The sequence below is a fragment of the Mycobacterium riyadhense genome, assembly GCF_963853645.1.
Classification (GTDB): Bacteria; Actinomycetota; Actinomycetes; order Mycobacteriales; family Mycobacteriaceae; genus Mycobacterium; species Mycobacterium riyadhense.
The window spans coordinates 3,398,013-3,419,030 of record NZ_OY970456.1 but is presented as its reverse complement, the minus strand read 5'-3'; the positions used below and the strand labels follow the sequence as shown (position 1 = coordinate 3,419,030).

General features: G+C 62.8%; 24 protein-coding genes and 5 pseudogenes. 15 read left to right on the top strand and 14 right to left on the bottom strand.

Translation table 11 applies throughout. The annotated features are described in order from the left end of the window. Nucleotides 1-125: 125 nt before the first annotated feature. Complete coding sequence (locus AADZ78_RS15400; protein ID WP_139828774.1) at nucleotides 126-1,028, top strand: terpene synthase family protein; 903 nt, start codon at nucleotides 126-128, stop codon at nucleotides 1,026-1,028. Nucleotides 1,029-1,321: 293 nt separating this feature from the next. Beyond that, nucleotides 1,322-1,480: pseudogene (locus AADZ78_RS15395) on the top strand (transposase); the annotation flags it as partial. On the opposite strand, the gene AADZ78_RS15390 reads toward AADZ78_RS15395, so the two are convergent. Further along, nucleotides 1,471-1,758 (bottom strand): hypothetical protein, encoded by a 288-nt coding sequence (locus AADZ78_RS15390; RefSeq protein WP_169726329.1) that lies wholly within the window; start codon nucleotides 1,756-1,758, stop codon nucleotides 1,471-1,473. The pseudogene AADZ78_RS15395 and the gene AADZ78_RS15390 sit on opposite strands and share 10 nt — an antisense overlap. A 919-nt stretch (nucleotides 1,759-2,677) precedes the next feature. Between AADZ78_RS15390 and AADZ78_RS15385 the strand changes: the two genes are divergently transcribed. From AADZ78_RS15385 to AADZ78_RS15365, 5 genes and pseudogenes are all read left to right on the top strand, one after another. Further along, entirely contained in the window at nucleotides 2,678-2,911 is a 234-nt protein-coding gene (locus AADZ78_RS15385; protein WP_019971094.1) for a hypothetical protein, read from the top strand. Continuing rightward, nucleotides 2,901-3,212 carry a type II toxin-antitoxin system PemK/MazF family toxin gene (locus tag AADZ78_RS15380; RefSeq protein ID WP_085251092.1) on the top strand — a complete coding sequence of 104 codons (312 nt, stop codon included), beginning with the start codon at nucleotides 2,901-2,903 and terminating at the stop codon, nucleotides 3,210-3,212. The genes AADZ78_RS15385 and AADZ78_RS15380 overlap by 11 nt, the downstream gene beginning before the upstream one ends. Nucleotides 3,213-3,596: 384 nt before the next feature. Beyond that, on the top strand, nucleotides 3,597-3,881 hold the full coding sequence (locus AADZ78_RS15375; RefSeq protein ID WP_139828775.1) for a hypothetical protein: 285 nt from the start codon (nucleotides 3,597-3,599) through the stop codon (nucleotides 3,879-3,881). 230 nt (nucleotides 3,882-4,111) lie between these two features. Further along, nucleotides 4,112-4,458 (top strand): annotated as a pseudogene (locus AADZ78_RS15370) (transposase); the annotation flags it as partial. A 376-nt stretch (nucleotides 4,459-4,834) separates the two neighbouring features. Further along, entirely contained in the window at nucleotides 4,835-5,770 is a 936-nt protein-coding gene (locus tag AADZ78_RS15365; protein ID WP_239655137.1) for a bestrophin family protein, read from the top strand. A gap of 404 nt (nucleotides 5,771-6,174) precedes the next feature. Here AADZ78_RS15365 and AADZ78_RS15360 read toward each other — a convergent pair whose 3' ends face one another. Continuing rightward, complete coding sequence (locus AADZ78_RS15360; RefSeq protein ID WP_169726330.1) at nucleotides 6,175-6,456, bottom strand: hypothetical protein; 282 nt, start codon at nucleotides 6,454-6,456, stop codon at nucleotides 6,175-6,177. Between the two features lie 160 nt (nucleotides 6,457-6,616). Between AADZ78_RS15360 and AADZ78_RS15355 the strand changes: the two genes are divergently transcribed. Continuing rightward, nucleotides 6,617-6,964: a hypothetical protein gene (locus AADZ78_RS15355; RefSeq protein ID WP_085251096.1), complete on the top strand. Its 348-nt coding sequence runs from the start codon at nucleotides 6,617-6,619 to the stop codon at nucleotides 6,962-6,964. 399 nt (nucleotides 6,965-7,363) lie between these two features. Here the strand turns inward: AADZ78_RS15355 and AADZ78_RS15350 are convergent, their stop codons facing one another. Together AADZ78_RS15350 and AADZ78_RS15345 are read right to left on the bottom strand one after the other, a co-directional pair. Then, entirely contained in the window at nucleotides 7,364-7,708 is a 345-nt protein-coding gene (locus AADZ78_RS15350; RefSeq protein WP_083113206.1) for a type II toxin-antitoxin system PemK/MazF family toxin, read from the bottom strand. Continuing rightward, entirely contained in the window at nucleotides 7,702-7,950 is a 249-nt protein-coding gene (locus AADZ78_RS15345) for a ribbon-helix-helix protein, CopG family (RefSeq protein WP_085251097.1), read from the bottom strand. The genes AADZ78_RS15350 and AADZ78_RS15345 overlap by 7 nt, the downstream gene beginning before the upstream one ends. A gap of 849 nt (nucleotides 7,951-8,799) precedes the next feature. Here AADZ78_RS15345 and AADZ78_RS15340 point away from each other — a divergent pair. Further along, the gene (locus AADZ78_RS15340) at nucleotides 8,800-8,994 is read left to right on the top strand and encodes a hypothetical protein (RefSeq protein ID WP_085251098.1); all 195 of its coding nucleotides are present in this window, start codon (nucleotides 8,800-8,802) and stop codon (nucleotides 8,992-8,994) included. Next, on the top strand, nucleotides 8,985-9,398 hold the full coding sequence (locus tag AADZ78_RS15335; RefSeq protein ID WP_085251099.1) for a PIN domain nuclease: 414 nt from the start codon (nucleotides 8,985-8,987) through the stop codon (nucleotides 9,396-9,398). Before AADZ78_RS15340 ends, AADZ78_RS15335 begins: the two co-directional genes overlap by 10 nt. A 327-nt stretch (nucleotides 9,399-9,725) precedes the next feature. Here AADZ78_RS15335 and AADZ78_RS15330 read toward each other — a convergent pair whose 3' ends face one another. From AADZ78_RS15330 to AADZ78_RS15320, 3 genes are all read right to left on the bottom strand, one after another. Continuing rightward, entirely contained in the window at nucleotides 9,726-11,045 is a 1,320-nt protein-coding gene (locus AADZ78_RS15330) for an adenylate/guanylate cyclase domain-containing protein (protein WP_085251100.1), read from the bottom strand. Between the two features lie 201 nt (nucleotides 11,046-11,246). Continuing rightward, nucleotides 11,247-11,681: a type II toxin-antitoxin system VapC family toxin gene (locus tag AADZ78_RS15325; protein WP_085251101.1), complete on the bottom strand. Its 435-nt coding sequence runs from the start codon at nucleotides 11,679-11,681 to the stop codon at nucleotides 11,247-11,249. Further along, the gene (locus AADZ78_RS15320) at nucleotides 11,665-11,898 is read right to left on the bottom strand and encodes an AbrB/MazE/SpoVT family DNA-binding domain-containing protein (protein WP_139828776.1); all 234 of its coding nucleotides are present in this window, start codon (nucleotides 11,896-11,898) and stop codon (nucleotides 11,665-11,667) included. Before AADZ78_RS15320 ends, AADZ78_RS15325 begins: the two co-directional genes overlap by 17 nt. A 197-nt stretch (nucleotides 11,899-12,095) precedes the next feature. Between AADZ78_RS15320 and AADZ78_RS15315 the strand changes: the two genes are divergently transcribed. The 4 genes from AADZ78_RS15315 to AADZ78_RS15300 all read left to right on the top strand — a co-directional run bounded on the left by AADZ78_RS15315 (nucleotide 12,096) and on the right by AADZ78_RS15300 (nucleotide 16,048). Then, on the top strand, nucleotides 12,096-13,304 hold the full coding sequence (locus AADZ78_RS15315) for an IS4 family transposase (protein WP_204080107.1): 1,209 nt from the start codon (nucleotides 12,096-12,098) through the stop codon (nucleotides 13,302-13,304). A 673-nt stretch (nucleotides 13,305-13,977) separates the two neighbouring features. Next, entirely contained in the window at nucleotides 13,978-14,202 is a 225-nt protein-coding gene (locus tag AADZ78_RS15310; RefSeq protein ID WP_139828834.1) for a hypothetical protein, read from the top strand. Beyond that, the gene (locus AADZ78_RS15305; protein WP_085251509.1) at nucleotides 14,199-15,188 is read left to right on the top strand and encodes a 1-aminocyclopropane-1-carboxylate deaminase/D-cysteine desulfhydrase; all 990 of its coding nucleotides are present in this window, start codon (nucleotides 14,199-14,201) and stop codon (nucleotides 15,186-15,188) included. Before AADZ78_RS15310 ends, AADZ78_RS15305 begins: the two co-directional genes overlap by 4 nt. Nucleotides 15,189-15,358: 170 nt before the next feature. Then, nucleotides 15,359-16,048, top strand: a complete 690-nt coding sequence (locus AADZ78_RS15300; protein WP_085251508.1) for a class I SAM-dependent methyltransferase — start codon at nucleotides 15,359-15,361, stop codon at nucleotides 16,046-16,048. A 242-nt stretch (nucleotides 16,049-16,290) separates the two neighbouring features. Here AADZ78_RS15300 and AADZ78_RS15295 read toward each other — a convergent pair whose 3' ends face one another. Beyond that, nucleotides 16,291-17,172 (bottom strand): sigma-70 family RNA polymerase sigma factor, encoded by an 882-nt coding sequence (locus AADZ78_RS15295; protein ID WP_085251512.1) that lies wholly within the window; start codon nucleotides 17,170-17,172, stop codon nucleotides 16,291-16,293. A 74-nt stretch (nucleotides 17,173-17,246) separates the two neighbouring features. Between AADZ78_RS15295 and AADZ78_RS15290 the strand changes: the two genes are divergently transcribed. Continuing rightward, the gene (locus AADZ78_RS15290) at nucleotides 17,247-17,660 is read left to right on the top strand and encodes a DoxX family protein (RefSeq protein ID WP_085251507.1); all 414 of its coding nucleotides are present in this window, start codon (nucleotides 17,247-17,249) and stop codon (nucleotides 17,658-17,660) included. Between the two features lie 65 nt (nucleotides 17,661-17,725). Here the strand turns inward: AADZ78_RS15290 and AADZ78_RS15285 are convergent. From AADZ78_RS15285 to AADZ78_RS15260, 6 genes and pseudogenes are all read right to left on the bottom strand, one after another. Next, nucleotides 17,726-18,122, bottom strand: a pseudogene (locus tag AADZ78_RS15285) (VapC toxin family PIN domain ribonuclease). A 97-nt stretch (nucleotides 18,123-18,219) separates the two neighbouring features. Then, nucleotides 18,220-18,315 (bottom strand): annotated as a pseudogene (locus AADZ78_RS15280) (type II toxin-antitoxin system VapB family antitoxin); the annotation flags it as partial. A gap of 15 nt (nucleotides 18,316-18,330) precedes the next feature. Next, nucleotides 18,331-18,720, bottom strand: coding sequence for a VOC family protein (locus tag AADZ78_RS15275; RefSeq protein WP_085251506.1), 390 nt, complete (start codon nucleotides 18,718-18,720; stop codon nucleotides 18,331-18,333). After that, the gene (locus tag AADZ78_RS15270; protein WP_085251505.1) at nucleotides 18,689-19,048 is read right to left on the bottom strand and encodes an ArsR/SmtB family transcription factor; all 360 of its coding nucleotides are present in this window, start codon (nucleotides 19,046-19,048) and stop codon (nucleotides 18,689-18,691) included. Before AADZ78_RS15270 ends, AADZ78_RS15275 begins: the two co-directional genes overlap by 32 nt. A gap of 118 nt (nucleotides 19,049-19,166) precedes the next feature. Then, a pseudogene (locus AADZ78_RS15265) lies at nucleotides 19,167-20,386 on the bottom strand (NADH:flavin oxidoreductase). A gap of 5 nt (nucleotides 20,387-20,391) precedes the next feature. Further along, nucleotides 20,392-20,832: a TetR/AcrR family transcriptional regulator gene (locus AADZ78_RS15260; RefSeq protein ID WP_139828831.1), complete on the bottom strand. Its 441-nt coding sequence runs from the start codon at nucleotides 20,830-20,832 to the stop codon at nucleotides 20,392-20,394. Between the last annotated feature and the right edge of the window lie 186 nt (nucleotides 20,833-21,018).

Sequence of the window (21,018 nt, the reverse complement as noted above, 5' to 3'; positions counted from 1 at the left end):
GCACACCTGGTGTTCTCCAGAATGATTACCAACCCGAGCTTGCCTCACGCAGAATCTCAGTCAAGGACATCGACGTAGTTCGCGACTTCGCGGTAAGTCCGTACGGGTCGCAGGCCGAGGAGTGGATGAGTCGCTATGCCCGCGAGGTCGGTGTCATCGACCAGATCGGCCAGCGCCGCTTCGACGCCTACAACGGCATAGCCAAATACGTGTACTCCTATGCGAGCCTCGATCGGCTAGTGGCCAGCTCATCGTGGCTCAACTTCCTGTTCTTGATTGACGATCAGTTTGACGAGAACCCCGAACTCGGCCGCGACAGGGCGCGCGTCCGTCGGCTGATCGTCGCGATCCTTGATCTGCTCGAGGACGGCACGCCGATCCCAGATCATCCGGTACTCACCCGCGTCACCCACGACCTGCGGGATTCGTTTGCGCGCCTAGCCAGCCCGACGTGGATGGAGCAGCTTTTCGCCTCCACCGAGGACTATCTACTGCGTGGCGTGGCTAACGGCATGCGTGCGTGGCGCTGGCGCCGGGGTAACCACCACAGCTTGGACTCCTACATGTCGATGCGCGACATGGATTCCGGGGTATACACCTGCATCGACGTCGTCGAACTCGCCGCCGGCGTTGACTTGCCGCAGCCGCTTCGCGACGACAAACGCATCCAAGCGCTGCGCCGGTTGTGCGCACGCCATGTGGCCTTCGTCAACGACATAATGTCCTACGACAAAGAAATTCGTGCACACGACAACCCACCGAACTTGCTGCATCTGCTCATGACGAGCGAGCACCTCTCGTTCAACGAGGCCGCAGCGCAGGCGGTGGACATCGTCAACAGGGATCTGCAAGATTTCCTGCGCATCGAGACTGCCCTGTCCGGCTGGGGCACGCACAAGGACGTCTTGGACCCCTACATCAACGGCATGCACCAGTGGATGCGGGGCAACATCGACTGGTCGCTGAAGTCGCAACGCTACTCGACACCCAACAATCCGTTACCCGAGTTGCGCGACAGCAAGGAGTAGGCGCGGGAGCGGAGTGTCAATCATGGCTCACACAACCCAGCGAGCTCGCAAAACTGGGCCTTGTCCTCGGTGATTGGACATGGGAGGGTCTGCTGCACGAATAGGTGACACCTGAGATCGGGCGCCCGGTATGGGCGGGCTGGAAGGATGTCACCATGGCAAAGCCGTATCCGAGGGAGTTCCGTGACGACGTTGTCCGCGTCGCTCGTGGTCGTCAGGTGAGCCCGTTGTAGTGGACCAGTCGTTATGCGAGTTCGTCGCCCGGTGCTCGGGCGGGAAGAATGAGCAACGACATGGCTGCAAACAAGCGCCGCCGGCATACGCCGGATCAGATCATCCGCAAGCTGGCCGAGGGCAACAAGCTCCTCGCGTCGGGTCAGGAACTGGCCGAGGTGTGCCGGCATCTAGAGATCGCTGAGTCGACCTGGCATCGCTGGGTTGCTCAATACGGGTATATCGGCGGCAAGCTGCCCAATAGCGATACCGCTGACGCGCCCGCGGGCACCATCTCGCCGCCGACGGCCAGCCCCAGATGGCCGGTGGGCTCGTGGCGCACGATATGCATCGGGTGGCGAAAGCACGCCAGCATGCGCGGCATGTCGTCGGGGGCGAACGCGGCAGGTGTCAGGCCAGGCCGCCAGCCGGCGAGCGCGACCGTGGACGTCATACCGGAATCGGCCGTGTGGTCGACGGTGTGCTTCTCCGCCCCGTTGATCAGATGGTCAGTCATCGCAGCCCCCCGCTGCGGTTGTCGAACATCGCGGCACGCTCATATCCGTGCATGCACAAACCACTTGCGGCGACCTGTTCTTGCGGCACCCGCGCTGATGTTGGCGATCCGGTCACCCGTGGCTGCTGCCGTGGTAGGAGACTCAACGCTTGCCGCGCCGTCGCGGCCTGCGGCGGCGAGTAGCGCGCGAGGGACAGCGCGAGCCAGCTTCGCCGAGTCCGAGTCGTGGGTATGCTGGCATTACCCACCAATGCGCTCCATGCACAATGGTTAACACCAGCCATTGCTCGCATTCAACTCGTGTTAAGCAGCTCCATGTCAGCCCAAAACCGCTGCTCACATTGGAGCACACCCGGTAGCGGCGACGATCGCTCGCGTCTCACTCGCTTGGATTCAGGCGGTCGCTGCAACGAATGTGGATGGGTCTGAGAAATCGGGCAGTACCACAAGCAGACGTATTCGCATTACATGCGAATAACCAACTTGCTACCGGTAACCCGCCATATTCGAATTCGCCGTATTCCCCCTTGGACGATAACCGCGGACCAGTCCCGAATTAGCGGGCGAGGCCCTCTGTCCAACCTGACCACCTAGCAGGAATCGGCGTGTAAGGGCCCCAGCCGCGACCAACCTGTTGCAATATGCAGTGTTTTACTGGCAACCCGCCATATTCGATTCCGTCGTATTCCACCTGAGTCGAGCGCCGACGCGAGCGCTGGGCAGGACTGGAGCCCCTGGTCTTTATGGTGGCACGGGTGCCACTGAGAGCAATGGCCGAGACGATCCAGACGCGCACGTTCTGTTTGCTACCGGCCACACCGGCTGTCGGTGGATAGGCGCTGCTGGAGTTGCCGCTGCTGGGTGAAAAACGCTCATGTGGATCCAGCGGTCGTCTTACAAAACGTCGTACACTGTTGCAATGGCTGACACAATCACCTTCAGGCCCGACGAAGACACATCGAAGGCGCTGGAGGTCTTGACCAAAGATGGAACCGCCGTGTCCGTAGCCGTTCGATCTGCTCTTATCGATGCCGCACGACGGAAGGCCGGCGCGGCGATTCGTGCCGAGGCGGAAAGGCTTGCTGAAGACGAGTCCGACCGCGCTGAGGCCATGCAGGTGCTGCGCGACATGGAGACGTTGCGTGCGTGGTGAGGTCTTTCAGTTGCGTGCCCCGCGGGGGAGTCGCGGTCACGAGCAGTCCGGTTCCCGCTACGCCGTAGTAGTCCAGTCAGATCAACTGCCCCTGTCGACGTGGCTGGTTGCTCCAACATCCACGTCGGCTCGAGCCGCGAGCTTTCGTCCCGAAGTTGAAATCGGCGGCGTGAACACCCGCGTGCTTGCCGAACAGGCCGCCGCAGTCGACCCGGGCCGACTCGGCAAGACCGTCGGGTTCCTAAGCTTCGATGACATGCGCCGCGTTGATGCGGCACTGCGCATCGTCCTCGATCTATGAGCGTCGGACAGCCTCGATAGCCAATGGATGTGCGGTCTGCAGTGCAGAATCAGACCATGGCTCGGCTGGGCGACGACGATTTCGATGAGGGCGTTGAAACCTTTTGGCGACTATTCGCCGCCAATCTCGGTGAGATCGCAAAACAGAAAACCATCACGTTGTGGTTCCCGAGAGTGGAGTTCACCGGGGGATCTGCTGCCGGCTACGATCTCGACATCACGGGCTGGCGCGGCAGCATCGCCATGTACGTAGAAGCCGATGGCGGCAGCCGTACGGTTCGCGCCGGCCGACTTACGACATCGATGTCACCCCTTCGACAACGCAGGACAAACCTCGAGCGGCTGTCAGGTGCCCTGCGCGAGCTGCACGCCGGAATCCGCGTCGATGACCAGCGCGAAGGGTCTGCCGTTCGCCTGCACGGGGGAGTCCCTGCGCGGCATACAGATGCTCAACCTGCGCACCGCCGCCGGCGACCTGGACCTCACCTTCTTTCCGGCAGGGTTCCCGGACGGCTACGACAGCCTCCTGGCCGGTGCACAGGCGCGTTCGATCGGCGGAATCTCCGTTACCGTCGCCGGACTGGATGACGTGATCAAATCCAAGGCTGCCGCCGCGCGGGCCAAGGACCTCGACGCCCTTACCAGAACTGATCAATATCGCCCAACGTGATCGCAACCGCAACCATGGCCTCGAGCTCTGAACCCCGGCGGGCGGAAAGACTTGGGCAACAGGGGAACACGAGGGGATGAGCGGCGGCCAGGACAAGCACCAGTGGTGATTCAGCTGTTGCAATATGCAGTAGTTCGCTGGATATCGGTGGTATCAAGATGCGTCGAATTCCTCGACACCTAGGCGGGGCCGGACCTGGACTGTCTCTGCCAACGGTGATAAAAGTCAGGATGAAGATCGCCCTGACCGATCGCCAGGGACTGACCGCCTATCTGCGATTTCCCGCCGGAACTTCATCACCGTATCCGGCACTCAAACTTCATCGAACGCACCTTCGGCGAAACCCGCCGCCGCGCAAAGGTTATCGGCCACTTCCCGGCTGAAACTAGTTGTATCGGCATCGCCTGGGCCGTGCTCGACCGCGCATCGCGCGGCTGGCGCGGACTGACCATGGCCCCCGCCGGGCTGCGCCAGCTCCAAGACCTACGCTGCAACCTGCTACACCCGACAACTACGACCCCACCAGACCCCGGACCCCGCGAACAGCACCACCGGAACCATCAGCGCCACGGCGTAACCTCACTACCGAAGCCAGAACCTGCACCCCCGATTTACACCGGATTCCGGACGCCACCAGGAGGATCGGGGAGGGGATTAAGTGTGTCCGCATCCCAGGTTATCCGCTGAGTGCTCGTGACCAATACGGCTTCCAAGGCACTGCTATCCGCTATAGCGCGCCGAAGGGGTTCGCTGGCCTCGGCCGCGGTCTGGGCTAGGCCATGCGAAAGTGGTGACTTCCACCTGGCCACCAGTGGGGACTTTCCACTGGCCACCAGTTGCGGCGCCTTCGACGTGGATAACAGATGTTGCGCCAGACATCGAAATCTGGGACGATCCGGCGGCGGTGCGGCAGGGGAATGATCCGCAGTTGGAGCGCTCCATAGCCCGTCGCCATGGAAGCCCTCACGAAGAACCCGGCGTCGGCGCCTGCTGAGCCCGCCTATCCCAACTACGCGAAATTAACTATGATCCAATACGATTCGCACAAATGGCTGGACCACTTCTTTGACATCCGCGGCTCGCTGGTCCGGGAGATCATCGGTCGAGTCTCCCTATGCGTCGCTTGGTCGGCGGCGGTTGTCGCCTTTCACAAATATGTCGCTCCGGTCGGCATGCCGTTCCAGCTGCACACACTGATGGGCCTCGCCCTCGGTCTCCTCCTGGTTTTCCGCACCAGCTCCAGCTATGACCGTTTCTGGGAGGGACGCAAACTATGGGGAGGGATCGTGAATGAAACACGGAACCTCGTCCGGAGCGCCACCGTATACATGAAGGGGGATCCGGCGCTGGTCGCCCGACTCACCCGATGGACAGCCGCCTTTCCCTGGGCGGCCATGCACAGCCTGCGCGGTACCGAAGGCCTCGGGCCGCAAATCACCGAACTCCCGCCCGCCGAGGCGCAGGAGGCGATCGACGCCCAGCATTCCGCTCTCGCTGTGGCCGGCAACATGTCCGATTGCCTCCGGGAGGCGCGCGAGCGCGGCCTGATCTCTGACATCATGCTCACGTCGATGGACGAGAACATCCGGCTCCTGATCGACTACCTCGGCGGCTGCGAACGAATTCGCAAGACGCCGATGCCCTTCGCCTACGCCGTTCACCTGCGCCGGTCGCTTGTACTCTATTGCTTCACCCTCCCCTTCGCCATGGTCGAGACCTTCGGCTGGACGACCATTGTCGACATCCTGATCATCGCTTACACGTTCTTCGGCATCGAGGAAATCGGCGTCGAGATCGAAAGCCCCTTCGGGCATGACGCGAACGACATCCCCATCGAGGACATCTGCGAAACGATCCACAAAAACGTTTACGGCCAGGCGGGCATTTAGAAGCGGGGGGTGCCAAACGCCACTGACGACCGCGGCGCCAGAAGTCGTTCGGACGAAAAATATCGACACATGCTCACGCCGGCCACCATCCGAGGCCTCGAACGACAGAACGACCGGCTGCGCGACAACCGCGGCGACATCGGGGTCGGAGTCCAACGCGATCAGAAGGTCACGCTCACACCATGATTCAAACTTCACGTGACGGTTTGACGTCGCCAGGGGCCACCAACCGCCGCAATGGTTCCGCTGCCCGCGATAGGACCGAACCTGCTGGCACGGCGCCGCGAACTCAGGGCGAATGTCGCCGACTGTTCGCGCCGGCAGGAGACACCGCTACACAGCCTAGTCGAAGATGATGCACCTAGGCGGGGCAACCGCGACCGCGCCCTCAGCGAATCGCCCTGTCAGGAGTAGAAGCGGCGGATCGGCGGCGAGGCTTCCACCGAGAGACTGGCAAGCTCGCCATTCAGGGGATGGTTGGCCACACCCGGGGCGCCGAGTAACCGCACGAGGACGCGCGTCGTGTCGGTGGAATTGGCCGTCTCCAGCAGTTGGAGGTCTGACAGCGGAACGATGCCGGGGGCGTACACCTGCGGCTGAAGATGTTTAAACGCCTTCACACTTCGGATATTGATGTCGAACTGAGCCAACGGTCCGTTGGTAACACCGGCGTCGGGCACGATCACCAGTGGGGCGTACATCGTCTGGCCCGAAACTGACCGTGTTTTGAACAAGATCGTCGAAGTCGGCTCAGCGAATAACCGGGCTCGGCTACGCTCATCGCTGCTACGTCGTGTCTCCTCATTCTGCGGCCACCCTTGCCTAGATTTCGCCTAGATTCGGGTGATGGCCGATCGTTTCCCGGACAGCATTGCCGAGACAATCGGACAGTTCGAGGTGGTGTCGCGTTCGCCCACCGACGGCGGAACCGAGCAAGTCGATGTGCCGCGGCGCACCGGTGTCTTGCGCTTCCAAGACAATTCGGTCGAGCTTGAAGTGAGTCCAGGATTCAACCCGGTCGTGTCCTGGACTCAACGGGGGCCAGGGTCGTGGGCGGGTAGGCCTCCCGAGGAGCGCATTACCGACGGCGCTGTGGTTCTCGGAGCTGTCGCCCGCCAACCCGGCGAGGTCGCTATAAACCGTTGGCGTCAAGGCGCTTTGGTCAAATTGATCCGGTGCGCGACGCGAGCGTAACTTGAAACGTCCGCGATTCATCTGATGAACATGGCATACTTAACTTGACATAATGTCGCTTATCGGCAAACAACCACTGCGAGTTGCATACTGCGAGTTGTATTAGATGAAAGTGCTCGCACCTCTTGACGATTGGCTGATATGAGCACGTCACAATGCTTATCTCGGTTCCCGCGCCGTCCCGGCCTGCGACCTCACTTGCTGGTGTGGATTCGTCAACCCCACGTCCAGTGTGTTCTGCGTGAGTTGGCCCGCCACACCTCCTGAACACGCACCGTTACCAGTTAACTAGCGCGAGTTGCACTGTGCTGCAACAGATTTGCGAGTCGAACCCTCGAGCGCTACGGGTCATCTGAACCGTCGAGAGACCTGTCGGCCTTCGTCGCATCACGCGGGCGGTCAGAGGTCCAGCACACGACGAAGTCCGCGGTCGACCTCGTGCATCAGGCTGGGCGGTACATCCCCAACTCGATCGGTGAGGTCAGTCTTGTTCAGCGTGACAAGCGCCGTGACGTTGACAACCGAATCGCGTGGGAGCCCTGTTGCGGTTGCGGGCAAGAACACGTTGCCAGGCATCGTCGCCAGCGTGGTGTTTGAGGTGATTACCGCGGCGAGCACAGTCGCAAGGCGACTGGCGTTGTACGGATCGGATTGGACTACCAGCACCGGGCGGCGCTTGGCGGGGCGGCTTCCGGACGGCGGTCCAAGGTCAGCCCAGTAGATATCAGCGCGGTTCATCACCACTCATCGTGCACGGCGTCCAACACGCGACGCCCGATGGCAACGGCGGCGGTCTCCGCCTCGTCGGTGCCATGGAAGCGCCCTAGAGCACTGTCGATCTGTCCAGTCAGCGATTGGGCATCCAACTCGTCCAGGTAGCGCTGCACAGCTCGGGTGAAGAACTCGGATCGACTCATGCCAAGGTCACTCGCACGCTGGGAGGCACGATCGAACGTCTCATCAGGGAGAGAGATAGCTGTTTTCATACAGGTAGTATAACCCGGTATAACCCGAGCGGGCTGACGTGGGGCGGTCGCTACGACAGACCAGCTCGGGCAACTCGCACCTCTGCAGCACGCACCATTACCAGCTAAGGGTAGCGAGTTGCATTAAGTGAAAAAACTTGCACGCCTTGGCCGTCGGATGACTTTCTCATCCGACCGGTGCCAGTAAGGGCCCTGCTGACCTTGCGCGGAACAGATTCAGCAGGGTTTCAATCACCTAATGAATGATTCGGGTGTTAGGCGGAACCTTGCGGATGTCCCAGTCGGCCGGCCCTGTAGTGGGGCCATCGACCACCGACCCCCCATGCCACCTGGAATACGTCACTGTGACGAATTGCCTTGCGGCGCAGAGGCTATTGATGCGACGCGCTGAGCTGATGGTCGGCCAGGCTTCGTGCGCCCGCCGGCATGGTTGACGCATGCCCCACATGTCCAAAGACGCTGCCAATCAAGTTCTAGACGCAAGCGATCGTTCAGGCGTTATGCCGCGCCGACCAAGCCAAAGCCACTGACTCCAAGCGACTAACTCGCGCCTGTTGAACACGCACCATTACCAGTTAAAGGCGGCGATCCCTCCCTCTCCCTCGCGCCGCTGCCAATACGTCACTGTGACGAAGTGGTTTGTGGCGCCGGGGCTATTCAACCCCAACAGCGAGCCGATCGAGCGCCTGCCCGAAGTGGAATGCTCACGATTCGGCGGACTCGGTGATCGCGAGAGCGCTGGCCGTTCTCACTGAACCTTGGGCACTCGTCATCGAACCTGGGCGTGTCACCTTCGACCAGACCGTATCATGCGTATATATCGCGAGATTTCGTGTATATATTGGGTTTATGGGGAAGCATCTGATCGACCTTGACGAGCAGGCATTGGAGATGGCTCGCGCAGAACTGGGGACTTCCACGATCAAAGAGACGGTGAATGCGGCTCTGCGCAACGCAACGTCGAACCGACTACAGCATGTGGCCGCCGCACTGGACGCACTGGCCGCCGCACCATCTGACGATCGCGCTGAGGCATGGCGCTGACGTTTCTCATCGACACCAGTGTGATCAAGCGACTTGGCCAGGCCAACGTGCGGCATGCGGTGGAACCCCTCGCGGCTTCGGGCGAACTCGCGCGTGCCCGTATCACCGATCTCGAGGTCGGCTATTCGGCACGGAATGAGGCCGGGTGGGACCGCTTAATAGCGGCGTTGGATGTATTCAAGCCTATCGAATCGACCGAATCGCACTATCGTCGTGCGCTTCAGGTGCAACGGCTCCTCGCTCAGCGAAGCCAGCGCGGCCGCAAGATCCCTGACCTACTCATCGCCGCCGCGGGCGAAGAACATGGGCTGACCGTCTTGCACTACGACACAGATTTCGACCTGATTTCTGCAGTGACCGGCCAACCTTGCCAGTGGGTGGTGCCTTCTGGGACCGCCGATTAGACCGTCCTAAGGTACCGTGAAGATTGATACTGGCTGGGTCGCGGATGTCGCCGTGCCCCCACCGAGTCCGGCACGCGTGCCCCAGATTCGATGAGAATCTTGCCCCAGGTTCAGTGAGAACGGACAAGCGCGCCTCCTTCCCTGCGCGTCCAGCGGAAACGGTGACGTTCCCTGTTTCGTCGCCTGCTTGAATTCTGCAATACCCACAGGCAGCCGCTCCGGAAATCGCCTGGCCAGTATCCAGCCAAGTCGCACCTCTTGAACATGCACCGCTACCAGTCAAGATAGCGAGTCACATTGCAGCACACCAATTTTCGACGCTCAAGCTTACGAAGAAGCGGCGGCGAAAAGCCGCCACTCGCCGGGCACGCCTTTGAGTTGGTAAGCGCCGCGCTCCTCGAAGTCGAGCCCTGACCCGATCACGAGGTCGCGCAGCGTGCTGGACACCAGCACCTCGTTCGGCACGGCCAGCGCGCTCACCCGCGCGCCGATGTGCACGCCGATCCCGCCGATGTCGTCGCCGCGGACCTCGCACTCACCGGTGTGCAACCCAGCTCGCACCTCTATTCCCAACGCCTGCACCGCATCACGGATCGCCATGGCGCAGCGGACCGCTCGCTGCGGGCCGTCGAACATCGCAAGGAAACCGTCTCCTGAAGTGTTCACCTCGCGGCCCCGAAACCGAGCCAGCTGCGACCGCACGACGGCGTCATGAGCATCGAGCAGCGCATGCCAGTCACGATCGCCCATCTCTGCAGCCCGGCGCGTCGAATCCACGATATCGGTGAACAACACCGTCGCCAGCACCCGATCATCGGCCACGTCAGCCTGCTCGCCAGTGAGGAACTCCGCGATCTCCCGAAACGACGCACGCCACGGCTCAACGGTGTGGTAGAGGTTGCGCCCCGGCAGCTCAACGTACTTCGCACCCGGGATGTGATCGGCGACGTACTTGCCATAAGCGGGTGGGACGAATGAGTCGTTGGTGTACTGGACAACGAGGGTGGGCACGTGGACGGTCGGAAGCAGCGCCCGTATCTCCAATTCGGACACCACCGGCATCATGAGAGCAACGGTCCGTGGGCTGGCCGACAAACGTTCGTATCGCGCCCACGTTGCCCGGATTTCCTCATTCCACGGCATATCGGGATTGAGCACATGTTGGAACTCCCCCGTTCCCCACACGGCGACCATGGCATCGAAGAACTTCTCCGGAGTGAGCTCATCGGTGCGCTCAGCCGTCGGATCCGCATAGACCTCAAGCCCGACGAGCGCCGTGGTGCGAGACGGATGGCTGGCCGCGAACAGCGCCGCGGGCGCGAACGCAGCGCTCGACGCGACGAGAGCCGCTTCGCAACTCCCAAGATCGTCTAACACCGCGGTGATGCTGTCGGACCATTGCTCCAACGTCGGTAACGCACCCGTCGAGACCGGATCGGATGCGCCCGTGCCCGGCTGGTCGAAAATGATCAACCGACCCAGCGATGTCATCGCCTCAACCCAAGCCTGAATCGCCGGTAGCTCGGGCAGAACTTCGCAACAGTTGAACCAGTTCGGGACCACCACGATGTCGCGCTCGCCCTCACCCGAAGCGCGATACGCGACACGCAAATCCCCATTCATCGCATAGCGCGTCTCCGAGAACATTGCTGAAGTCTAAGCCGACGAGCGGGTCGAATTTGGTTCCGTGGAGGGCACATCGAGCATCATCCATCCCCACGTCCCGCAAAGTCCTCTACGTCGTCGACAGGGCGAATCGCCGTCGCCGCGCTAATCCCGACATGGCGGCCCGGGGCCTTCAAGCCGAGGCATCCAGGGTCGATTCGTGGCGAGTGCAGCGCGAGGGCTTCATCGCGAACTCTGCGATAGCAGCTCGTACTTGACGCCGAGTACGCGGTATGTGGGCTCGGCTCGCCGGTCGCACGTGATAAGCGGCAGATTGTGTTTGCGAGCAGCCGCACCGACGAGACCGTCGTAGAGCGCGCCGCCGGTCAAGCCCGCTCCGGCCAACTCCCGCAATAGACCCTTGGTATCCGTTGCGGACAGGAAGCGAGACTCCGGAAAATTTGTCTCCTCGAGGCGCAGGGCCGCAACTGGACTTAGGCGGTGTGGCGGCGGCAGTCGCGTCAGTACCGAGAGCAGCTCCACCGCGGCATGCCCCGACATCCCGCGGCGGCATTCGAGGAGCCTCGCTCTGGCGGCGAGGTGAAATGGGTTCTCTCGCTGCGCCAGTGCGAGTGCCGCGCTGGTATCGACCAGGACGTGCTCAGCGCTGGTCGGCAAGCCGCAACTCCCTGACCGCGTCGGCGTCAAGCTCGGGACCGCGACCGGGCAGCAGGAGAAGCCCGTCCTCTTCGACGAGCTCCTCGGCTGCCACGCCTTCGATGCGGATAGCAGCCCCATCGAGGGATATCTCCACCTCACCCGAGGTAATCCCCGACTGCTCGCGTAGGGACTTTGGGATCACCAAGCGTCCAGCCTTATCGATGGTAGTACGCATACCAGTAAGCTACCATTAATCTGGCACAGGTTCTGGGGACAATCCTCGCTCACGGGTCGGGCGGCCGAATGATTAGCTTCCCGTCTCCGAGCTGGACACGAACCGGCGAGCGGCTATCACTCAGACGAGCCGGACACAAATGCCCGCTTAAGCCCAATACCGTTCAGTTAAGGTTACATGGGTGTAGTTTATGACCTATGCCTCGTGCGGGTTGGCGGAAGCCTGAGTCGGATCGCCGGTTGTCAGATTTGGTGTCGGTGGGGGTGCTGACGCGGGTGTTTCCCGCAACGGTGGTGGATGAGGTGATCGAGCAGGCCGGTCGCACTCAGCAGCGGCATCGGTCGTTGCCGGCGCGGGTGATGGCGTATTTCGCGATCGCGATGGGCCTGTATTCAGAGGGCTCGTATGAGGATGTGTTGGCCCAGCTCACTGATGGTTTGGCGTGGGCGTCGGGGTGGCGTGAAGAGTATCGACTGCCGGGTAAGTCGGCGATCTTTCAGGCTCGTGAGCGGCTGGGATCGGCCCCGTTGGCCAGCTTGTTTTCCCGGGTAGCCCGCCCGTTAGCCGGACCGCAAACCCCAGGGGCTTGGCTGGCCGAGCGGCGGCTGGTGGCCATCGACGGCAGCTGTCTGGATGTGGCCGACACCCCAGCCAACGACGAGTACTTCAGTCGTCCGGGGGCCGGCGGCAGGGGTGAGAAGGCCGCATTTCCGCAGGCCCGGATCCTGGGGCTGGCCGAGTGTGCCACGCATGCGGTCTTCGCCGCAACGATCGGTGGTTACCGTGACTCGGAGGCCAAACTCGCCGAAAAGCTGCTGGATGCTCTCACGCCGGACATGCTGCTGCTGGCTGATCGCGGGTTCTTCTCGTATGCCTTGTGGCGCAAAGCCCTTGCGACCGGAGCCGACCTGTTGTGGCGAGTACGCACCGACGCCTACGCGCCACAACCGGTGCATGTGCAGGATCTTGCTGACGGCTCGTGGCTAGCGCATCTGCAGTCCAGCGCTGACCGTCGCAGCGAGCCGATGCTGGCACGAGTCATCGACTACACCATCGACGACGGACGCGAAAACTCCACCAGCTACCGGCTATTCACCACGCTGACCGATCCCGAACAGGCCCCCGCCGTCGAGTTGGCCGCCGCCTACGCCCAGCGCTGGGAAATCGAAAACACCTTCGACGAACTCAAAACCCATCAACGCGGACCCCAGGTGGTACTGCGCTCGAAGTCCCCTGATCTTGTCCTACAAGAGATTTGGGGACATCTGTGCTGTCACTACGCCATTCGTACCCTGATGGCCCAGGCCGCCGAACACGCCGGCGAGGACCCCGACCGGGTCAGTTTCACCGCCGCGCTGCGCATCACCCGCCAATCCGTCGCCCAACAGGGCGCATTTCCCCCCTGAGGACCCCCAAGCCGCCGATCAGCACTGGTGGGCCTTCCTGCGCCGCCTGCTCGACCGACTCAACCCCGCCAGGCGCCGACGATCCGCACCACGGGTGATCAAACGCAAAATGTCCAAATGGCACGTCAAACGCGCAACTCACGCTCACTGGCCCCAACCCCAACGCCCACCAGACGTCACGACTCTCCGCCTTAACTGAACGGTATTGCGCTTAAGCCCGCTGTCTGTTCATGCCAGCGCTTGCAGCAGTGGCGATCGCAGGCAGCGGGGTTCTCCTCGTGGGAGCCCGATGGTTCGAGCCTGTCGGCTTTCGCATTGATCGCCATCGGTGCATCGTCGGTGTGGTGCTGTGGTCCATCGAAACCCGGCGTGGGCGAAGCATCCACAGCAGATGCCCTCACCCGACATCATCTTGCATCACGCCGCCGCTCGTGACGCGCCCTGGCTACAGCAAACCGATGGGCTTGCCTCAGACAGATTGACGAACTGACTGTAAGTCAGGGCGGCGAAACTGCCTCAATTGGATTGGCAACGGACATTGACGAACCGCCCGGCTGCATTCCACACGCGCGGGCACGTCAGGCACGACGATCACCTCGAGCAGTCTGTGCTCAATGGTTCGCCGGTATGGTTCGCATTGGTTCGCGAGGAGTTCGCACCGAAGAGAGCCGAGATGGAGTACGCCATCCCCAGCGAAAACGCACGCACCGCCGTACGCCTCGTCCGCGACGTCGCCGCGGGTTCGGAGGCACCAACCCCTCTCGAGGTGCGATTCGTCGCATCGGGCGACGCCTCCCTAAGTCTCGCCGCCTTCGCCGCAGACCGATCCCGCCTCGACCCGACTGGACTGTTCACCAACAAGTACGTCGCACGCGTTCTGGGCCCGGCACCCACATGACCGCCTATCTGCACCAGCGCTTCCCCGAGTTGTGCGACACACTCGGACACTTCACCCTCGGCAACGCGCCGACGCCGGTGCGTCCACTCTCCCGCCTGATGACCGCCCGGCCGTCTTTCTGGATCAAAGACGACGGCGCCTACGGCAACGGCGGCTGGGGCGGCAACAAAGTCCGAAAGCTGGAATGGCTCCTGCCCGAGATCAAAGGGCAACGCCGAAGCACAATCCTGACCTTCGGCGGACTCGGCACCAACTGGGGCCTCGCGGTGACTCTGTACGCCCGCCAATTCGGCATCCACACCGCCCTCGCACTCATCGACCAGCCGGTAGACGAGCACGTGACAGCCCAGCTCGGACGCCTCCGTGCAGCCGGCGCCGACATTTATCGCACTCGCAACAAATCGCGCACGATCGCGGCCGCACCTTACCTATACCTGCGCTACCGACGGCCCTACCTGCTGCCGGCTGGCGGGTCTTCACCACTAGGAGCGCTCGGGTACGTCGAGGCAGCGCTCGAACTGGCCGCACAGATACAGGCCGGCGTCATGCCGAGACCATCATCCATCGTCGCAGCGGTCGGATCGGGCGGCACGATCGCCGGCCTGCACCTCGGCCTCGCGCTTGCCGGTCTCACCGACACCCAGGTGATAGGCATCGTCGTCAACGACACGCTGCGCCTGGATCACCGATCGATCACATCCCTGGCACGCCGGGCAGCACGCCTACTCCAAAGCCGCGGCGCACATTTGCCGCCGACCCAGCTGCCGGCAGACCGCCTGATTCTTCTGCGCGACTGGCTCGGCACGGGCTATGGCCACCCGACGCGCCAGGGCACAAGCGCCTTGCAACGCGCACGCGAAACCGAGCACCTCGACCTCGATCCTGTCTACACCGCCAAAGCGATGGCAGCACTCCTCGATCTCGCCGCCACCGGCCGACTACCCGACGGGCCCGCGGTGTACCTCCACACAAACGGACCTCGCTAGCCGCAGCGACTCAGGAGCGAGGATCGAAGTTGCGAGCCCAACCACGCAGCGCGACTGTGGATCTATCAGTGATCGCAGCCATGGTCAACGTCGGCGTCGTGCAGATGTGTGATCATCCGCAGCAGGGTGATCACTGACGATCTCAACGGTGACGACAAGGAGTGCGACAAGTGACACGGCCGGATCGGATGGATTGGGACGCGGTCTATCGACAGGACGCGCCGCCGCCATGGAGCATCGGTGCGCCCCAGCCCGAGCTGGCCGCCCTCATAGATCAAGGCAAGGTGCGTAGCGACGTCCTGGACGCTGGCTGTGGCCATGCAGCCCTGTCGCTGGCCTTGGCGACCCGCGGATACGCGGTCGTCGGTCTGGACGCCAGCCCGGCTGCGATCAGCGCAGCTACCGCTGCCGCCGCCAAACAGGAACTGAAAACCGCCAGTTTCGCGGTCGCCGATGTAACGTCCTTCAGCGGTTACGACTGTCGCTTCTCCACCATCTTCGACAGTGGCCTATTCCACTCCTTGCCCGTAGAGCGGCGCCACGACTATCTGAAGTCAATTCATCGCGCAGCCGCGCCCGGCGCACGGCTGTTCATTCTCGCCTTTGCCACCCATGCATTCGCAGCAGAGTCACAAGGGCCCAACGGCTTCACCGAATCCGAACTGCGCGAAACCGTCTCACAGTTCTGGGCCGTCGATGACATTCGGCCGGCCACGCTCTACGCCAACGAGATTCAGATGAGCGAGGGCCCAATGCCGTTCGCAAATGTCGAACGCGATGACGAAGGGCACATGAAGCTTCCCGGATTCCTGCTAAGCGCCCACCGAGCCGAGCAAAGGAATTTCGAAGTATCACGATGACCGAGCTGCCCGATACGTTACACGGGTTGAAATCGGCACCGAGGCGCCTCAACGTGGAGGTTGGGAGGTTTCGGACGATGCGGTGTTCGAATTGAAGTGAATCTGATAGCTCGGATTCGCGGACTCATCATCAGCCGCACCATCGGCAAGACCGGCTGGTAGGCCTCGGAAATGTCGCGCAAGGACACCATCAGGTGGCTAGCCCTTGCGGGCGAACGCACGCTATGGCGACTTGTTGCTCGTCAGTCTTCGAGGGCCGCCAGGTCGAGTCGGCGAAGACGGGCGGCGGAGGCAAGGATGTCGATCTCGACGATCTTGCCGCCGACGATCGTGAATCCCATGACAGACAGCGGTCGCCCGCGCGATACCGCGACAACACCGGCGGCGCCGTTGACCAACGCGGGGCGGGCGAACCCGGCGCGGTGGGAGAAGAGCAGCGCCTGCTGGGCGGCGGCGCGTGCGCCACGGACCTCCCTTGGGAGTCCCGGAGCCAGCGCACCACCGTCGGCGCGCACAACGACATCCGGATCAAGCGTCGCGACGAGTGCTTCGAAATCGCCTTCGCGTGCCGCCGCGAGGAATGCGTCGACGACCTCGCGCTGAAGTTTCAGATCCGCGTCGGGCACCGGGGCTCCGCGTACCCGGCGGCGGGCCCGGCTGGCGAGCTGACGTGCGGCGCTAGGTGAGCGGTCCACGATTTGGGCGATCTCCTCGAACGGGACTGCGAACATGTCGTGCAGCACGAACGCGACCCGCTCGGCGGGAGAAAGGGTATCCAACACCACCAGCAGGGCCAGACCGATTGAGTCCGCCAGCAGCGCCTCGTCCTCGGGATCGGAACCATCGGCGCGGCCAACTATTGGATCGGGCAGCCGCGTGTCCAGCGGCTCCTCGCGCCGCACTTTCCGCGAGCGAAGCAGATCCAGGCACACCCGCCCGACTACCGTCGTCAGCCATCCGGTCAAGTTGTCTACCCCGCTGACGCGGTCGCGGCTCAAACGCAGCCAGGTCTCCTGCACGGCGTCGTCGGCCTCCGACAGCGACCCCAGCATCTTGTAGGCGACTCCGCGTAGGTGTGCTCGCCGCTCCTCGAATCGCTCCGCCAACCACTCGGTGTCGTCCATGGTCACATCCTCCGGTCGCCATCCGTCATATAGATGACGAATCCAAGTCCCACCAATGTGACAAGGACATCAACATGGCAACTCTGATTGACGCGAGAGCCGCCGCCGCGTCCCGCCGTCGGATCATCGGGTACTGGGTCACCACCGTTCTGCTGGCCGCCGAAATGCTGTTGGGAGGCACTTGGGGGATCCTGCGGATTCCGTATGCCCGCGACATGATGCAGCACCTGGGTTACCCGGACTACTTCCCTGTGCTGCTCGGCGTGTGGTACACGCTAGGCGGGATAGCGCTGCTCGCCCCGGGCTTCCCACGGCTCAAGGAGTGGGCGTATGCCGGTGCCACCTTCGTCTACACCGGCGCGATCGTGTCTCACCTGGCGGTCGACGATCATGTGCGTATGGTGGTGGCCCCGCTCTTTTTCCTCGCCCTCACCTGTACCTCGTGGGCGCTGCGCCCACCGTCTCGCCGCCTAGCCGCCGCGCGCTGACCGACCCGAACACCTCAAGTGGTGTGCTGCGCGGTCTGAATCCAAAGAGTTTGGGACACAACCCTTTACCGGTCGGCGCGGACGATTCGCCGCACCCGGATGTGGGGAAGGTGGCGCCCTGCGAGTTCATAGTCGGCGTCGTCGTGGAGGATTACTAGGCTCTTAGCCGCCGCGGTCCCACAGATAAGCAGGTCGACGACCGACAGGGCACGCGCAGCACCCGCGCTCGCGAGGCGGTGCTGCGCCGAATCAATCCACCGCCAATCCACCGCCACACGGATTTTCGGGACCGGCACATCGGGGTACACGTCACGAAACATCCGGCTCATTTGATCGGACCCCTCAGCATTACGCGCCGCTTTACGGAATTCGGCTCGTTGTGGTTCGCATGATCCGACGGACCCGCTGAGAAGCGACGATTTCCAGGCTTCGTTGAGTTCCGGTTGTCGTTGGATCCGCCAGACAGCGGAGGATTCCACCAGGAAGTGGATCAAGTCCCGACCGCCTTCTCGTCGGCGCGTGCGGCGAGCCAGCCGTCGTAGTCCCAGCCTTTAGCCCGCTCGCGGGACAGCGCTCGCACCTCGATGCGGCGGAAGCGCTCCACGTAATCGCGCATCGCCAGGTTCACGGCCTCCTTCTTCGTGTGCACCCCGGCGGTTGTGAGTGGCTTCTAATCGGCCTGGTGGGCGATCTGGATGAGATTGCCGCATGTGTCGTCGAGAACCGCCGTGGTCACCGGCCCCATATCCATCGGCTCCTGAGTGAACTGCACGCCGAGTCCACACAGTCGCTCGAACTCCGCCCGTACGTCGTTGACGGCGAATGAGGTAAATGGGATGCCGTCGGCGATCAGCGCCGCCTTGAACGGCTTAACCGCTGGGTGGCTATCGGGTTCGAGGACGAGTTCGGTGCCGTCCGGATCTTCTGGGGACACCAGGGTGATCCATCGATGCTCACCCATCGGAACATCGGTCTTCTTCTGGAACCCGAGGACGTTGGTATAGAACCGCAGTGCCTTGTCCTGGTCGTCAACGAGCACGCTGCTGAGGTTGATTCTCATAGTGAACCCTTCTGCCGGTATGGGAGCCGGTGCCACGACGGCCGCCGGCGTTGTTCACGGCCTTCTTGAGCCATCGCTCGACGATCGACTCGAGCGGGGTTGTGTTGATGTAGTGGAACTTGTAGCGACCCTCGCGGCGGGTCTCGATCAAACCCGCAGCCTCGAGAACGTCGAGGTGCTGTGAGATCGCTTGTCGCGATGAGCCAAGCCGATGCTTGGTCGCCAGTCGTGCGCAGATCTCAAAGAGCGTCTGCCCGTTCCGATTGGTCAGTTCGTCGAGGACGGTGCGGCGCGTGGGATCGGCCAAGGCCTTGAAGACGTCACCCACGCTCCATCACGTTATGCAAGTTGTCACTTGCCTGTCAAGGCCGGGCGGCGCCGTGGCGAGCGGCGGGCGGGATACGACCGAAAACAACTAGCGCCCAGGACGATTGACTGGCCAACCCTCAAAGCGCGGGGTTTCCGCCGGTGCGCCACCGCAATTGCATCTCCGCCAACCGGGCCGCCGTACGCACCCTCCCCCGGCCGGGATCGGGCTCAAGGCCCCTGCCGAGTCGGCGGAGCTGTTGCTGATGCCACGGGCTGCTGAGAGCTGCACCGACAGCCCGCACCGCCGACCGCCGTGGCTTCGCAATGTCATCGAGTGTTCCGCCGGCCAGCAACTGTCTGGCTGCGTGGGGATCGACTGCGAAAGGACGTGCCAGCCCGATCACGTCGACCGCGCCGCGCTCGACCAACTCTCGGACGACCGTTCCATCACGCAGGCCACCGGTGAGCATCACCGGCACGTCGACCGCGTGCCGGACATGTTCGACGCTTGTAGTGAAATAGCCGGCGGTCGGCGTGGCTCCCCCGAGCAGGTGGAGCCAGTAGCTGCCCGATCCGCCCGAAACCTCAAGCAGGTCAATGCCTTCGGCTTGCAATGCGGTTGCGACGCGCACCGCGTCGCCCACGCTGAAGCCTCCGTCTTCGAAGTCACTTGCGTTGAGTTTGACTGCGACAGCAAACCGCCGGCCAACCCGTCCGCGTATCGCCCGCACGACCTCAATCAGGATCCGGGATCGCCGTTCGATTGAGCCGCCCCAACTGTCGTGCCGATGATTCGTCAGCGGCGAGAGGAACTGGCTCAGCAGGTAGCCTGGGCAGCATGAACCTCGACACCGTCGAAGCCCGCTGGCTCGGCGACGGCTGTGCTTGCCGCGAATGCCTTGATGGTGCGGCCGATATCGGCGACCGTCATCTCGATGGGCCGCGGGAGTGCCGAACGGAGCATCCGCTTACGCGGCGACACCGCCGACGGTGCAAGTGACCGCCCCGCGACAGCGCGAAGCGCTTGCCGTCCAGGGTGATTCAGCTGCATGAACAGTTGGGCGCCATGGCATTTGGCGGCATCGACCCACTCCCCTAGCGAGGTTGGGTCGTCATTGGCGGTGACGACCACGTTGTATGGCTCGACCAATTGCGTTGGTTGGACCGCAACATTGCCCGTGATGAGCAAGCCGGCACCGCTTGCGGCCCAACGCCGGTACAGCGACACGAGCTCCGGCAGTGGGCGGCCGTGGCGGTCGGCAAGTTGTTCGCTCATCGCCACCTTGGCCACGCGATTCGGCAACACGACCCCGCACGGCAGCTCTAGTGGCGCGTGCAGGTTGGTCGGCGTCGTCATGCCGGTCATGTCGGCAATGGATGTCGCGCCTTCATTGGCGTGTCCGCGCTCTCGGGGACGACCAACATTGGGACGAAGTAGCGCCGTGCAAAGGTGCGCGTACTCTCGTCGTCGTCGAGATCGATGATTACCTTCGAGGTGAGCGAGAACGACACGATGAGCCGTACCACGATCTCGGCGGTAGCCAGAAGTTCTGGGGTGCTGCGGCTTTCGTCCGCATCGAGGGCCACACGGGCGGCGAGGAATTCGGTGGCCTCGGTGATGATCGGGGCGCCTTGCACCGTGAACCACGGCAGCGCCAATTCGGGCTCACTCTCGATCATCCGCTGTAGCAACCGGTGCGACCGGGCGGCGTGCTGGGTGAACACGAAGCCCTCCACGATCATTTCCTCCGGATCTTCCAGCGGCTCGATGAGACGGTCCAGGTCGGTCAGGAAATTGCGCAATTCCCGCAGCGCGACGGCCTCGATCAGCGCATCCTTGCCGGCAAAATACCGGGAGATCTCTGCCAGGGTGAGGCGCTCGATGAACGCCTCCCACCGCTTAGCGGTTGGCGCATATGCCGGTGCTCGTCTTCATTCAGCAACATCACGGCGTGCGGTCCCATGCCCTCGCGCATTGCCTCCATGCCG

Bases quoted from the DNA above. Each gene is read 5' to 3' on its own strand.
- AADZ78_RS15400 (WP_139828774.1), top strand. From the start codon at position 126: ATGAGTCGCTATGCCCGCGAGGTCGGTGTCATCGACCAGATCGGCCAG.
- AADZ78_RS15390 (WP_169726329.1), bottom strand. From the start codon at position 1,758: ATGACTGACCATCTGATCAACGGGGCGGAGAAGCACACCGTCGACCAC.
- AADZ78_RS15385 (WP_019971094.1), top strand. From the start codon at position 2,678: ATGGCTGACACAATCACCTTCAGGCCCGACGAAGACACATCGAAGGCG.
- AADZ78_RS15375 (WP_139828775.1), top strand. From the start codon at position 3,597: ATGACCAGCGCGAAGGGTCTGCCGTTCGCCTGCACGGGGGAGTCCCTG.
- AADZ78_RS15365 (WP_239655137.1), top strand. From the start codon at position 4,835: ATGGAAGCCCTCACGAAGAACCCGGCGTCGGCGCCTGCTGAGCCCGCC.
- AADZ78_RS15355 (WP_085251096.1), top strand. From the start codon at position 6,617: ATGGCCGATCGTTTCCCGGACAGCATTGCCGAGACAATCGGACAGTTC.
- AADZ78_RS15345 (WP_085251097.1), bottom strand. From the start codon at position 7,950: ATGAAAACAGCTATCTCTCTCCCTGATGAGACGTTCGATCGTGCCTCC.
- AADZ78_RS15340 (WP_085251098.1), top strand. From the start codon at position 8,800: ATGGGGAAGCATCTGATCGACCTTGACGAGCAGGCATTGGAGATGGCT.
- AADZ78_RS15335 (WP_085251099.1), top strand. From the start codon at position 8,985: ATGGCGCTGACGTTTCTCATCGACACCAGTGTGATCAAGCGACTTGGC.
- AADZ78_RS15330 (WP_085251100.1), bottom strand. From the start codon at position 11,045: ATGTTCTCGGAGACGCGCTATGCGATGAATGGGGATTTGCGTGTCGCG.
- AADZ78_RS15320 (WP_139828776.1), bottom strand. From the start codon at position 11,898: ATGCGTACTACCATCGATAAGGCTGGACGCTTGGTGATCCCAAAGTCC.
- AADZ78_RS15315 (WP_204080107.1), top strand. From the start codon at position 12,096: ATGCCTCGTGCGGGTTGGCGGAAGCCTGAGTCGGATCGCCGGTTGTCA.
- AADZ78_RS15310 (WP_139828834.1), top strand. From the start codon at position 13,978: ATGGAGTACGCCATCCCCAGCGAAAACGCACGCACCGCCGTACGCCTC.
- AADZ78_RS15305 (WP_085251509.1), top strand. From the start codon at position 14,199: ATGACCGCCTATCTGCACCAGCGCTTCCCCGAGTTGTGCGACACACTC.
- AADZ78_RS15295 (WP_085251512.1), bottom strand. From the start codon at position 17,172: ATGGACGACACCGAGTGGTTGGCGGAGCGATTCGAGGAGCGGCGAGCA.
- AADZ78_RS15290 (WP_085251507.1), top strand. From the start codon at position 17,247: ATGGCAACTCTGATTGACGCGAGAGCCGCCGCCGCGTCCCGCCGTCGG.
- AADZ78_RS15275 (WP_085251506.1), bottom strand. From the start codon at position 18,720: ATGAGAATCAACCTCAGCAGCGTGCTCGTTGACGACCAGGACAAGGCA.